Consider the following 13286-nt stretch of genomic DNA (forward strand, 5'->3'; position numbering starts at 1 on the left):
GAATGACGGATTCGGCGGGTGCCCCGGCGAGTGGGCCCGACGGGACCGCGGCCTGGAAGCGGCTGGTGCTGCCGGGGAAACCGCCGCACGGCGCATCCGCTCTGCCACGGATCGGCAATTTCGGCCAACCACGGCCGTCAGCGACCGGGCCGAAGGTACCGATGGGGCTACAGTTCGAGCTGCGTGAGCAGACTCCGCGCACCAACGACCGCTGGCGTGGGCCGACCGCCAAACCGGTGAAGGCCCTCGTGGCCGGCCACGGCGAGTTCCGGCTCGGCGTGCGGCCGGTCATCCAGAATGCCAATGGTAATTGGGTGCGCAGCAACGTGACGTGGAGCCACCTCACCTTTCAGTTGAACCGGTTCAACCTTGACCCCGAACATCACCGTTGGATCTCCCAGTTCGCCGCCCTCTACAAGGCCGTGCGCGAGGTCTACACGAGCCAGGAGACCGACTGGATCTATCTCGACAATTTCACCAGCCCGCTGCTCTGGCCGCTTCTGCGTGAGGCCGAGCAGCTCGGCATCGGCTTCGTCGGCAGCAAGAAAGGCGTTTCTGTGCGGGTCGGGTCGCTCGCTGAGATCAGCCTGGACGCCTCCCAGGCGGATGCTGCCGGCCCGTTGGTATTGCAAGCTCGCCTGCACATCGACGGCACCGGGCATCCGCTCGAGGCCGCCGGAATCATCGCGGGCCACGGGGTCTACAGCGTGCGGTACGGCGCCCCGACCGTGTTCACCCTGGCGCCGACGGCTGGTCCGCTAAGCGCTGAGCAGCGTCATCTGGTCGGCCAGGTCGATGCGGCAGCGGTTCCCGCGGCCGACACGGCCGAGTTTCTTGGGACCGTCTACCCATCGTTGCAACGCTCGGTCGCAGTCACCAGCTTGGATGCCTCGGTACGTTTTCCCGAGGTCCTCCCCGATAATTTTGAACGCACCGAAGTGCCGCACCTCGTGATCACGACGGTGGAGACCGACCAGCGGGACTGGTTCGACCTCGGCGTCATCGTCACGGTGGGCGCGATCACCGTGCCGTTCGGGCCGCTGTTCAAGGCCCTCGCGAAGGGCCAGACCCGCCTGAAGCTGGTCGACAACAGCTTTCTCTCGCTCGAACAGCCCGAGTTCGAGCAGCTGCACGAACTGATCAACGAAGCCCGCGCGCTGCAGGAATGGGAGACCGGCCTGCGCATCAGCCGCTACCAGGCCAGCCTATGGAACGATTTTGAGGATCTCGCCGATGAAACCTTGCCGGCCACGTCGTGGCGGGCGGCCGCCGCAGGCCTCCAAGACCTGGCCGGGATCGACGCGGTTCCGCTGCCTGCAGGTGTGCAGGCGATCCTCCGCCCATATCAACAGGAGGGGTTCGCCTGGCTCGCATTTCTCTGGAAGCACCAGCTCGGCGGGGTCCTCGCCGACGATATGGGGCTCGGCAAGACGCTGCAGACCCTGGCGGCACTGGTGCACGCGACCGAGTCGACGTTGACATTCCCATTACCAGGGCCATTCCTGGTTGTGGCACCGACATCCGTGGTGGCGAACTGGCTGAACGAGGCAACCCGATTCACGCCCGGACTGCGAGTGCGCACACTCACGGCCACCGAGTCCAAGAGCCGCCGGCTCATAGCGGATGCCGCGGCCGACGTCGACGTACTCGTCACCTCGTACGCATTGTTCCGTCTCGATTTCGACGCGTACCAGGCGGTGACCTGGGCCGGCCTCATTCTCGATGAGGCGCAATTCGTGAAGAACCGCACGAGCCGCGCCTACGCCTGCGCGAAGGAGCTGAACACGCCGTTCAAACTGGCTATCACTGGCACTCCGCTGGAGAACAACCTGATGGACCTGTGGTCGCTGTTCAGCATCGTCGCACCGGGCCTGTTTGCATCGTCACGCAAATTCATCGAGGACTACGTGCGGCCGGTGACCCTTGGATCGAGCCCGGAGCGGGTCGCGAAGCTGCGGCGGCGCATCCGCCCGCTGATTTTGCGCCGCACCAAGGAGGTCGTGGCCCGCGACCTGCCGGCCAAGCAGGAGCAGGAGCTGCAGATCGCGCTGAACCCGGCGCACCAAAAACTCTACGATACGTTTCTGCAGAGGGAACGGCAGAAGCTCTACGGCTTGATCGAGGAGGTCGACAAGAACCGATTCATCATTTTTCGTTCGCTCACCCTGCTGCGGCTGCTGAGCCTCGACGCCTCACTCGTCGACAAGAAGTATGCGGGTGTGCGCTCGAGCAAGCTTGACGCCCTGTTTGTACAGCTCGACGATGTCATCGCCGAGGGACACAGGGCGCTCGTCTTCAGCCAGTTCACGTCGTTTTTGAAGCTCGCCGCTGCCCGGCTCGACGCGCAGGGAGTTCCGTATTGCTACCTGGACGGGTCGACACTGCGGCGCAGCGAGGTGATCGACCGGTTCAAGAGCGGAGCGGCACCGGTGTTTCTGATCAGTCTCAAGGCCGGCGGCTTCGGTCTCAACCTGACCGAAGCCGACTATGTCTTTCTGCTCGACCCGTGGTGGAACCCCCAGGCTGAGGCGCAGGCCGTTGACCGCACCCACCGCATCGGCCAGACCCGCAACGTGATGGTCTACCGGCTGGTCGCCACCGGCACCATCGAGGAGAAGGTTGTGGCGCTCCAGAAGCAGAAATCTCAGTTGTTCACCGCGGTGCTCGACGACGACGCCATGTTCAGCAGTGCGCTGACCGCCGACGATATTCGCGGGCTGCTCGAGCCCTGATCCCGGGGTTAGACGTCGCTCGAAGCTGCCCACAGGTTGATGCCGTTGTCGACGGCGTGCACGTCGATCGCGGCCAATTCCTCGGCGCTGAACTCGAGGTGCTGCAGTGCCGCCACGTTCGTCTCGAGCTGGGCGACCGACGATGCCCCGATCAGGGCACTGGTCACCGCGGAGTTGCGCAGCACCCAGGCCAGGGCCATCTGGGCGAGCGACTGACCGCGCTCGGATGCGATCTCGGTCAACGCCCGGATGTGGGTCAGCGCCTCGGTACTCACCATGGATTTCTTCGCCGAACCCTCACGCGCCACACGCGAGTCCGCCGGGATGCCCCCGAGATAGCGGTCGGTGAGCAGCCCCTGGGCCAGCGGCGAGAAGGCGATACAGCCGGCACCGATGTCGTCGAGCGTGTCGAGCAGGTCGTTTTCGACCCACCGGTTGAACATGGAGTAGGACGGCTGGTGGATCAGTAGCGGCGTGCCCAGGTCGGCCAGGATAGCGGCGGCCTCCCGGGTGCGCTCGGGCGAGTAGGAGGAGATGCCGGCGTAGAGGGCGCGGCCGCTCGTGACGGCGGTGTGCAGTGCCCCCATCGTCTCCTCGAGCGGGGTGTCGGGGTCGGCGCGGTGGGAGTAGAAAATGTCGACATAGTCGACGCCCATACGGCCGAGGGACTGGTCGAGGCTCGACAACAGGTACTTGCGGGAGCCGAAGTTGCCGTAGGGACCCGGCCACATGTCGTATCCGGCCTTGGTTGAAAGCACGACCTCATCGCGGTGGGCGGCAAAATCCTCACGGAATAGCTGGCCGAAGTTTGTTTCGGCCGAACCGTGGGGAGGCCCATAGTTGTTGGCAAGGTCGAAGTGGGTGATGCCAAGGTCGAAGGCCCGACGCAGAATGGCCCGCTGCGTTGCGAGCGGCTTGTCGTCGCCGAAGTTTTGCCAGAGTCCGAGCGAAATGGAAGGAAGTTTGAGGCCGCTGCGCCCGGCGCGACGGTACGGCATGGACTCGTATCGGGATTCATTCGGAAGATAGGTCATTCCACCATGATCGCATCTGCAGCGCCGAGTTCGGGTGCGGTCAGGCAATCGATCAGTGCGCGGCTTTGCTGTCGAGCTGTGTGGCGTCGACGTGATCGCGCAGATAGTCGGCGAATCCCGCTGGAACACGTCCGACCCGTCGCCCCGACGTCAGCACCGGAATCAGCGCGGTGCGGGCCTCGGTCACCTCGAGGTCGCGCAGCGAGGCCACCAGCAGCACGTCTTCATCGCGGTCGACCGGTGCAAACTCGCCGGCGGCGAGGTAGAGGTCGGCTCGTACGCCTAGATTGGCGCCGTGAACGTGCGGATGCCCCTCGCCAATCGTGTGCAGGGCCTCCCAGCGCCGCAGCTCGGAAACGGCCAGATCGTCGTCGGGCTGCACCGTTCCGAGCACGAGTTCGGCACCGTTGCGGGCCAGCGCCAGCTGGGTCACCAGCCAGTTCGGCGGCACGGCCGAGTCCGCATCGGTGGTGGCGATCCAGATACCCGCAGCGGATGCCGCGACATCCGTTCGTGAATGCAGCGGCAGGTCCAGCGCACGCCGAATACCGACGCGGCGAGCCACTCCAACGGCTCCAGCCTCGATCTCGTGGCAGCTGAAGTTTGTCCAGTGTGCGGCTACTCGCGCTGACAGGTCGGTGCAGCGATCGAGCACCAGAAGCACGAACACTCGTGGTCGGTCCGGCTCGGGCACGGCGCTCAGCGCGTCGATCGCCGCGGTGAGCGCGCTCAAACAGCGTGGCAGCAGCAGCTCCTCATTGCGCACGGGAACGACGATCGCTACGACGTCGATGGAAACGAGACTGATCACGGAACCAGCCCGCCGCGCTGGGCTACCGACAGGGCCGGCCGCGGCTCGTAAACCTCGAGCACGAAGTCACGTTCAAGGTGGTGCACGGTGCGCTGCAGCCCAACCACGCGGGTGAGCTGGGTGTGTACCGCGTCACCGGTGAGCGGATGTTCCGCAACCGGATGCCGCCAGTGACAGGCCACGAGCACTCCATTCGGAGCGAGGCTGGCCCGACACCGTTCGAGCAGGCGGCGCAGATCGCTCGCGGAACAGTAATAACCGACCTCTGACAGCACGATGAGGTCAAACGCACCGTCCGGCCACTCCCCCGGCACCGTGCGGCACTCAAAGGTGACACCCGGCCGGCCAGCCAGCCGTTCGCGGGCTATGGTGAGCGGCTCCTCAACCAGGTCGATGCACAGCAGGGTGTCACAGTACTCGGCGAGTTCGGCCGTCAGCACTCCGGTCGAGCAGCCCAGCTCGAGCGCGGTAGAGAAGCGCTGGCGCGGGAGGGCCGCGATCAATGCGGAGCGTTTGCGTTTCTCATACCAGCGGGATTCAAATCCCCACGGGTCGGGACCCGATGCGTAGACACCCTCGAAAAACCCGGCGGTGAGGGTCTGATTCGGGTCGGCCCGGGCGCGAGGGGGGCGATTCGCAGGTTTTCGTGCGCGAGCGGGCCGGGGCGGGGCATCCGCCGCTCCGTTCAGAGTCATCTCGAGGAGCGTTTCGTAGTCCCGCGCGAAGTGCGCTCGAAAGCCAGCCGGAACGATCTCTTCATCGCCGAGGGAATCCGACAGGGGCCCCACCTGGCTGCGATGAAATGCGAGAGCTCGAGCCTTGGCCTTACGCTCGGCGGGAAGCAGGTCGAACAAACGCACGGTCGCCTCCGACCAGACCGCAGCGTCGGGGGTCGACCAGTGCCAGGCCCAGATCGGATACTCGAACAGGCGCGCGCCGCGTTCTCGCGCCGCCCGCTCGGCCGCCGCACTGGCCGCTGCATGATCCGGATGCTTATCGGCTCGCCACGGCGATACAACCCAGGTGGATCCACCCGCCTCGCCGATCGCCTCAACGATTTCTTCCGCGGCGATTCCCACATGCTCGGCCAGTTCGCCGTCGGGAAGCTCCAACAGGTGAACCCGGGCGTTGGGAGCGAGGTGCGCCAGGGCATCCGTCACCTCGATGCGGCGAATTTGTGCGAGTCGCGCCGGATCATGGGTCGGTGACTGGGGGTGAGACGCCTCGCCGTTACTCAGCACGATGACCACGATTGGCAGCCCGAGCCCGGCGACATGAGCGATGAGTCCACCGACGCCAAGACTCTCGTCGTCGGGATGCGCCGACACCACGACAAGTCGTTTTAGCCCGTCGAGGTCCAGCGAAGCGAAGCGATCGGGCCAGTGAGCTGCCTCCCAGACCTTCTCAAGCGTTCCTTTGTCAGAATGACTGAAAGTCACCATGGTGCACTCCCCCTCGCTACGAGCATCCGGCCCAACGCAGCATCATCGCGTTCGGCATGGTGTTGGCGCACATAAAGCTGCAGGTCGGCCACCCGCTGGGCATGCCGGGCATCGAGCGCGAGCGGAGCCGGCCCCAGCGCATGCCCGATACGGAATACAACCTCGTCGACCGTTCGGGCAACGAGCGCCCGCACGCGTGCGGCGAGCAGGGAACCAGCTGGCCCGTCAGCCTCGCCGGCATCAATGGCGAGTGCCGCCGCCCCGAGCGCCAATTTCGACCCGGTCACGGCCACGTCGACCGCGCCGAGGTGGGCGAGTGCAATCTGGTCGGGGGTGCGGTTCGCGGTGGAATCGTAGAGCGTGCGGGCCATTCCCACGGCGCCACCCCACCACACGGCGGCCACGCCGATGCCGCCCCAGGCGAACCCTCGCCGACGCAAGTACCATCCCTCGTCGCCGACCGGATCGGCGGTGACGGCCGAAAAATCGACGGGGCCGCTCGTCACCTGGCAAAGCCCGCGCGCCACCCAGGCGTCGTCGTGCACCCTGATGCCCAGATCGCGCAGGTCGACGGCAAACAGACGGCGGCACGGGTCGCCAGTCGAGCCTGATACGCGAGCCGTCACGAGCGCGTGGCTGAGTAATCCCGCGAGCGAACACCACGGCTTGATGCCGTCGAGCCGCCACCGGTCGCCGACCCGGGTTGCCGTGACCGCGGGGCCAGCACTCTCCGCCGCGAACACGCCCCAGGTTTGGTCGGGCCGGGCCGGGTAGCCCGCCTGGTGCAGAATTGCCCGCGCGTCGAGGTGCGCCTCGGCCACCCGCGCCGCCGTGAGGTCGGCCGCCGCGAGCGTCGACAGTGTGTCGAAGAGTTGCGCCGTGTGGCCCTCCCCTGGCCGGGGAACGGCGGCGAGAGTGCTCGCAAGCGTCAGCGCCCGCCGCGCGTCACCGTTGACCGCGAAGGCAGCGCCAGCAAGGCCACCCTGTGTGCTGCCGCTGTCGGCCCAGAGCACCTTCGATTCACCCGGCATGTCAACCCTTTCCGTTGGCGGCTCCCGAATGGGGGCCCGAACGTCAGGACGCCCGAGACTTCGACGTGGACGAGGAGCGCTTGCGCGGTTTGCGGTTTTCCGCGCTGACCATCCAGGCGTACTGCTCGAGTTTTTCAATGAACGCGTGCAGAAGGTCGGCGCTCGTGGGGTCTTCCTCGTCGACCTCATCGTGCACCTTACGCATGTTGTCGACGGTCGCATCGAGCCGTTCAGTGATCAGCGTGACCGTCTCGGTGGTGTCGACCTCGCCGTCCGGAAACTTCGGGAGGTGCGTCGTTGTGGTGACCGTCTCGCTACGGCCATCCGGCATGGCATCGAGGGAGCGCATCCGCTCGGCCACTTCGTCGGAGAACTCGCGCGCATCCATGATGATTTCGTCCAGTTGCAGGTGGAGGTCTCGAAAGTTCTTGCCGACGACGCTCCAGTGCGCCTGCTTGCCCTGAACGTGCAGTTCGATCATGTCGACGAGAACGGACTGCAGGTTGTTGCTGAGTCTTTCGGAGGCTTGCATGGTGACCTTCCAATCGGGGGGAATTTGCATCGAGACCATATCACCGCGAAAGATTCTGGGGCACAATGCCAGTAGCCCGACCGAGGGTCGCAGACCCGAAGTGCGGCCCCCGGGTTTTCGGGCAGCAGATGCAAGCACGCATCTCGCGGCAGGTCAGGCGTCGTTCGACTCCCGTGGCGCGCGCGGCTTGCTATATTTTTTGTGCGCGGTCTGCGGTGCGGTGCCGAGGATGCGCGCAATGTCGGCCCAGGAACAGCCGCCGTCGCGCATCGCGTTCACCGCCGCGGTGACCCGGAGGGTGACCTCCACCCGATCGCGCACCGCGCGTTCCAGCTCACGTTCGAGAGCCCGGTACGGGCGCGCGATGTGCGCTGTTGGCTCTTCTGTAGGGGCAGACACCGTCACCGACTCGTTGGGCTGGTCCGGGGCAGTACTGGTCATCGGCAACCTTTCCATGGATGCAACGTAGGCCGCGCGTGCCGCTGCGTCAAGCGTTAGGCGGAGGCACGCTGACGCCTGCACGGTCGCGTCGTCGGCATCTCTTCGAACGTGCGTGCGCTGTGGCAGAATCGGTGGCATGACACGCGTGAGGCTTCCCGGCACAGTCCTGTCCGTGAGCCGCGACGATAAGCACCGCTTCAGTAAACCGACGGTGAGCAGCATTCGTCTTGTGGCCGGATTCGGCGTGGAGGGCGACTCGCACGCCGGGGCGACGGTGCAGCACCTGTATGAAAAAAAGCGCAATCCTTCGGCGCCGAACCTCTGCCAGGTGCACTTCATGGCCACCGAGCTCTTCGATGACCTCGTGCCGACCGGCTACACGGTAGCGCCGGGCGAACTCGGCGAGAACGTGACGACCGAGGGAATCAACCTGATGTCCCTGCCACTCGGTACCCGGCTGCACCTCGGCGCGCAGGCTGTGGTTTCAATCACCGGCATGCGCAGCCCCTGCTCGCTCATCAACGGCTATCAAAAAGGCCTGATGAAGCAGCTCATCAAAACGGATGCCGCCGGTACGGTTCACCGCCGCGGCGGCATCATGGGTGTCGTGGTCAGAGGCGGGGTCGTGAACCCGGGCGACTGCATCCGGGTGGAGCTCCCCGCAGGCGAGCAACTCCCCCTCGGCGTCGTCTAGCGGTGAGCGCGCCCGAGGACGACTCGGCGCCCCCCGTCACCCGCACCACGACCGGGGTCTCGACTGGAGTCTCGGCCGGCGGGGTTTACGCTACTGCGCGTCAGCGGAGCTGTGGAACCACGGCGGGTAGACCGCGACCTTGGGCTTGAACGAGCTGGACTTCAAAATGCCGCGCACGGTCTCGCGCACATTGTCGTTGGACACTCCGATGAGCGTGATCCACTCGATCGGGAACGCATCGGGCACGAGCAGCTCGGCTTCGAGGAGCATCGCGCCATCGGCTTCGGCGCGCAGGGTCTGCAGCATGCGCTCGGCGGTGGCCGGCGTGGCGCCGAACCGGGTGAGCTCGTCGGCGGCATCACCGTTGGTGACGGCGATCACCGTGGGGATGAGGGCGGTCTCGTCCTCGGTGGGGTCGGCATCCGTCGCGGGGAGGGCAGCGAGTCCGTCGTAGATCTTTTTGACCGTGCTCACGAGCATGACGAAGTCGAAGGCCTCTGACCCATGGGCGTTGAGGGCCAGGCGCGGGTCAGCGGCCTCGGCGCGCAGGTTTTCCCAGACGGTCGCATTCGGCGACAGGAAGAAGGGCACATACTCGGCGACGCCGCGGCCGTCGCCAGCGACACGGGCCTCACGGCGCACGTCGCGAGTAGCCGGGGTCGAGATGTCAACGGTGGGCCGCGTGGTGAGGGCCTCGTTGGCGAGCAAGCGCCCGTCGTGCAAAATCGCGGCAAGGTTGCTGATGTGGGTGAGGTGATACACGCGCTGCTCGTCGACATTGTCGGCCGAGAGCGGTTCGGCACGCACCGGTCGGGGTGCGCCGGCGAAGCGAACGGGGCGAGCAGTGCGCGCGGCCGGCGTGGCCGCGGTCGGCAACGGGTCGCGCAACGAGGACAGCTTCGGGGCGCGGGTCTTCTTCACCGGCGTAGCGGGCTCAATGGCGGCTTTGGGAAAACACAGGGCGCACAATTGGCCCTCGAGTCCGTGGATGCATTCGTCGTCCAAGAGGGAAAAACCTTTCGTTTTGCGGCTCGCGCCACTCGGAAAAGCCGAACGTGCATACCGCCTATCAACGTTACGTTCATTTGGGGTGTGGCGGTGACCGTTCTCTACCTTTTCGGCGACTCCACGTGAACAATCGCAGCCGGCCTGCAACCCGGCTGGCGCGTGCTCGATCACCAGCAGCGCGAACGGTGTGCCGCGGGGCGTGTCATTTCGTCGTGGCGGGATGTCTCCGCGGTAAACCCCGCGTGGTCGCTCACCGCGTATGGTGCGGCCCGGGCCGGTATCGTTGGCAGCAACAACCGAGCTGGGAGACCCTACTGTGTGGACGACCGTTCCGGTGATTGCGGCCGTGCTGATCGGCTCGAGCATGCAGCGCATCACCGGCATGGGGTTCGCGCTGGTCGCGGCTCCGTTTCTGGTTCTGCTGCTGGGACCGGTTGACGGTGTCATCGTGGTCAACGTGTGCGGGGCACTCACCTCCTGCGTGATTTTGATGCGCGTGTTTCGACAGGTGGACTGGCGGCGCTACGGCCTTCTGGCGGCGTGCGCCGTGGTCGGCATTGTTCCCGGGTCGTACGTTTTGCAGTTCGTCTCCGTGGCGTGGCTTGAAATCTCGATCGGCGTACTCGTGGCCGCTGGACTGACCGTCTCGGTGAATCTCGGCCGGGTTGTCGTGCGGGACCGGCTGGGTTTCCGCGTGATTGCGGGCGTGACCAGCGGGTTCATGAACACGACTGCCGGCGTCGGCGGCCCGGCGGTGAGCATCTACGCGATCGCCACGGGTTGGCCGCAGCGTTCCTTTGCCGCCACGATGCAGCCGTACTTTCTCACGATCGGGCTGGCGTCCCTGTCGTCGAAATTCGCCCTGGGCTCGGCCGACGTACCGCAGTTACCCACCGTGGTCTGGATTCTGATCGGATGCGCCTGCATCATCGGCCTCATCGTTGGCGACCTGCTCTCCACGGTGATCGAGCCGCACGTGGCCCGGCGCCTGCTCGTGATTGTGGCCTACCTCGGGTCGATCGCGACCATCGTGCGCGGAGTTCTCGAGCTGCTCACCTGATCGCGCAAGCCCCGCCCACTCCCAGCACAAAAAACGCTCGGAGGGCCCGCGCAGCAGGCTCTCGCGATTCTTCTCCGAGAGGTGCCCCTGACCGGACTTCGGTTCATTTGTTTCGGCAGCGTCTAGATGATGAAGTCGAGGCCCTCTGCCGACACCGACGCTGGCTCGGCGGGGTGATGCGCGGCATCCGTTTGCTGCTCATAGGTGGCCGTCACGAGAATGGGCATGTGGTCGGACGTTCCCTGCGGAAGCGTCTCGACGTTGGAGATCGTCAGGCCCATCGAGGTCGCGAGGTCGAAGTGCCCCCGAAAGAACTTGTAGCGGGTGTAGGTGCGCGTGTCGCTGAGCGTGAGGTCGTAGCCCGTGCGGTTCACCCTGTTGCCCAGCTTGCCCTGAAAGATCGGGTAGTTGTAGTCGCCGACCATGAGGGTCGGCAGGCCGGGGCCGAGGATGCTCAACTCTTCGTGTGCCGAGTGGATCTGGTTACGGCGCAAGGAATTGAGGGCGGTCAGCGGCGCCGCATGAAACGATGCGACGACGAACTCCCGCTGTGCGACATGGTCGATAAGACGGGTGGCGATCAGTCGTTCGTGCGCGGGCGCGGCGAGTCGGTCGTGCAAGGACTTCTTGAGCGCGAAGGTCTGGGTTTTGACCGCCGTGAAGCGATCCTTGCGGTAGTAGATGGCGAGGCCGAGCCGGTTGCGGCGGGTCGAGTCGGCCAGGTGCAGGTTGCCGACCTCGGCCGGCAGGTCAATGGTGTTGCATTCCTGCAGACAGAGAATGTTGGGCGTGTAACGCTCGGTCAGTGCGACGAGTTCGCCGCTGGCGCGATTCTTGCGGAGGTTGTAACTAATGACCCTCATGGCACCCGTCTCAGACTCGATGGCTAGCCTTTAGCCTACGACTCTCGTCGGGGTCGAAATTGAACGTCCGGGGTCAGTTGCTACATGCGCAGGTGGTGTCCAGCCTCGCGCCGGCCCGTGCAGCAAACGGCTCGCCGCCAGACGGCACGAACTCGTTCACCAGGCCGGCCGCGAGCAACGCCATGAGGGCGTTCCCCCTCGACGAAATGAATGACAAGGTACGCCTGAGGGCGAGCCCCACGATCGGGGTCAGGATGCGCCTGGCATCGATCTCCAGTGCGAAGACCGAGGCGTTGCGGCGCGCAAACGTAGACTGGAAAGCCCGGAGGTCACTTCGGCGACCGCGAGGAGCCGCATGACCCAGAACGACATCGTTCTTATTCGCCATGGCCAGACGGAGTGGAGCATCTCCGGCCAGCACACCGGGCACACCGACGTTCCTCTGACCGACTTCGGGCGTCGGCAAGCGGATGCCCTCGGCGAGATGCTCGACGGCGCACACTTCGATCGGGTCTATTCGAGTCCGCTCGTGCGGGCCTGGGAGACCATGGAACGGGCGGGCTACGGCGCCCAGGGTGTGCCGAGCAACGACATGCTGGAGTGGGACTACGGGGTGTACGAGGGTCGGCGCACGGTGGACATCCGTTCGGAAATTGCCGGGTGGACCGTGTGGGACAACCCGGTTCTGGGCGGTGAGTCCGTCGACGAGGTGGGCGCACGCGCCGACCTCGTCATCGAACAATGCCTCGCGGCCGAAGGCCGGGTGGCCGTTTTCGCGCACGGACATTTTCTGCGCATCATGACCGCGCGCTGGATGGGCCTGCCCGCCGTCGCAGGCAAGGGCCTCAGCCTCGGTACCGCGACGATGTCGACGCTCGGCTGGGAGCGCGAGAACAGGGTGTTGCAGATGTGGAACGACGCCTGCCACCTGAGCTCGATGGACCCGGTTGTCTAGTACGTTCCCTGACGGCGCAAACTACCCCTCGTCTGGGTTAGACAGATTCTATTCGTTGGAATCATTGTTGTCATCTCGGGTGCCGGTATCCACCTCACCTGCCCGGAGGTGACCAACGGAACGATTTACAGCGTCGACGCCGAGGGCCCCTCGTGCAAGGTGACCGATGCCACGTACCTCACCGAGGCCGTCAGCGACCTCGAAATCGCCTACACCGATGCCGCCGGGCGCACCACTCCCGACTTCATCAACCTGGGCGCCGGCGAAATCGGCGGCCTGCCCCTCACCCAGGGCCTCTACAAGTGGGGCACCGATGTGAATATCTGCACCGATGTCGTCCTCACCGGCACCGCGGATGACGTCTTCATCTTTCAGATCTCCAAGGGCCTGGAACAGGCATCCGCCCAGAACGTGATCCTGGTCGGCGGCGTGCAGGCGAAGAACGTGTTCTGGCAGGTTGCCGGATCCGTCGCCATCGGCACGACCGCGCACCTCGAGGGCACCATTCTCAGCCACACCATGATCGCCATGAAGACCGGAGCGACCATCAACGGCCGCCTCCTGGCCCAGACGGCCGTCACGCTGCAGAGCAACACGGTCACCGCGCCCTTGCAGTAACACGGCAGACGTAACACGGCAGACGTAACACGGCAGACGACAAAGGCGCGGGTGACGCATCGTCA

13 protein-coding genes are annotated in these 13286 nt (G+C 65.5%); 5 read left to right on the forward strand and 8 right to left on the reverse strand.

Features of this window, described 5'->3' with window-relative positions:
* The first annotated feature begins 2 nt into the window (after positions 1–2).
* A complete protein-coding gene (locus E3N85_RS05060) occupies positions 3–2732 on the forward strand; it encodes a DEAD/DEAH box helicase (protein WP_134460191.1) in 2730 nt (909 codons plus the stop codon).
* An 8-nt stretch (positions 2733–2740) separates the two neighbouring features.
* Here E3N85_RS05060 and mgrA read toward each other — a convergent pair whose 3' ends face one another.
* From mgrA to E3N85_RS05090, 6 genes are all read right to left on the reverse strand, one after another.
* A complete protein-coding gene (mgrA, locus tag E3N85_RS05065; protein ID WP_134460194.1) occupies positions 2741–3766 on the reverse strand; it encodes an L-glyceraldehyde 3-phosphate reductase in 1026 nt (341 codons plus the stop codon).
* Between the two features lie 52 nt (positions 3767–3818).
* Positions 3819–4577: a glycosyltransferase gene (locus E3N85_RS05070; RefSeq protein ID WP_134460197.1), complete on the reverse strand. Its 759-nt coding sequence runs from the start codon at positions 4575–4577 to the stop codon at positions 3819–3821.
* Positions 4574–6019, reverse strand: coding sequence for a PIG-L family deacetylase (locus E3N85_RS05075; protein WP_134460200.1), 1446 nt, complete (start codon positions 6017–6019; stop codon positions 4574–4576). Before E3N85_RS05075 ends, E3N85_RS05070 begins: the two co-directional genes overlap by 4 nt.
* Positions 6013–7050, reverse strand: a complete 1038-nt coding sequence (locus E3N85_RS05080; protein WP_134460203.1) for an acyl-CoA dehydrogenase — start codon at positions 7048–7050, stop codon at positions 6013–6015. Before E3N85_RS05080 ends, E3N85_RS05075 begins: the two co-directional genes overlap by 7 nt.
* Before the next feature lie 43 nt (positions 7051–7093).
* On the reverse strand, positions 7094–7612 hold the full coding sequence (locus E3N85_RS05085) for a Dps family protein (RefSeq protein ID WP_241978310.1): 519 nt from the start codon (positions 7610–7612) through the stop codon (positions 7094–7096).
* A gap of 123 nt (positions 7613–7735) precedes the next feature.
* Positions 7736–8023, reverse strand: a complete 288-nt coding sequence (locus E3N85_RS05090; RefSeq protein ID WP_134460206.1) for a hypothetical protein — start codon at positions 8021–8023, stop codon at positions 7736–7738.
* A 136-nt stretch (positions 8024–8159) separates the two neighbouring features.
* On the opposite strand from E3N85_RS05090, the gene E3N85_RS05095 reads away from it, so the two are divergent.
* A complete protein-coding gene (locus E3N85_RS05095; RefSeq protein WP_134460209.1) occupies positions 8160–8717 on the forward strand; it encodes an MOSC domain-containing protein in 558 nt (185 codons plus the stop codon).
* A 90-nt stretch (positions 8718–8807) separates the two neighbouring features.
* Here the strand turns inward: E3N85_RS05095 and E3N85_RS05100 are convergent, their stop codons facing one another.
* The gene (locus E3N85_RS05100) at positions 8808–9722 is read right to left on the reverse strand and encodes a DarT ssDNA thymidine ADP-ribosyltransferase family protein (RefSeq protein WP_166783861.1); all 915 of its coding nucleotides are present in this window, start codon (positions 9720–9722) and stop codon (positions 8808–8810) included.
* Between the two features lie 319 nt (positions 9723–10041).
* Between E3N85_RS05100 and E3N85_RS05105 the strand changes: the two genes are divergently transcribed.
* The gene (locus E3N85_RS05105) at positions 10042–10785 is read left to right on the forward strand and encodes a sulfite exporter TauE/SafE family protein (protein ID WP_134460215.1); all 744 of its coding nucleotides are present in this window, start codon (positions 10042–10044) and stop codon (positions 10783–10785) included.
* Positions 10786–10907: 122 nt separating this feature from the next.
* On the opposite strand, the gene E3N85_RS05110 is transcribed toward E3N85_RS05105, so the two are convergent.
* A complete protein-coding gene (locus E3N85_RS05110; RefSeq protein ID WP_134460219.1) occupies positions 10908–11648 on the reverse strand; it encodes an endonuclease/exonuclease/phosphatase family protein in 741 nt (246 codons plus the stop codon).
* Positions 11649–12003: 355 nt separating this feature from the next.
* Between E3N85_RS05110 and E3N85_RS05115 the strand changes: the two genes are divergently transcribed.
* Entirely contained in the window at positions 12004–12603 is a 600-nt protein-coding gene (locus E3N85_RS05115) for a histidine phosphatase family protein (protein ID WP_134460222.1), read from the forward strand.
* An 87-nt stretch (positions 12604–12690) separates the two neighbouring features.
* Entirely contained in the window at positions 12691–13221 is a 531-nt protein-coding gene (locus E3N85_RS05120; protein ID WP_255453864.1) for an ice-binding family protein, read from the forward strand.
* Positions 13222–13286: the final 65 nt, after the last annotated feature.

Origin of the sequence: Cryobacterium sp. Hz9, from assembly GCF_004402825.1 — a bacterium.
Classification (GTDB): Bacteria; Actinomycetota; Actinomycetes; order Actinomycetales; family Microbacteriaceae; genus Cryobacterium; species Cryobacterium gelidum.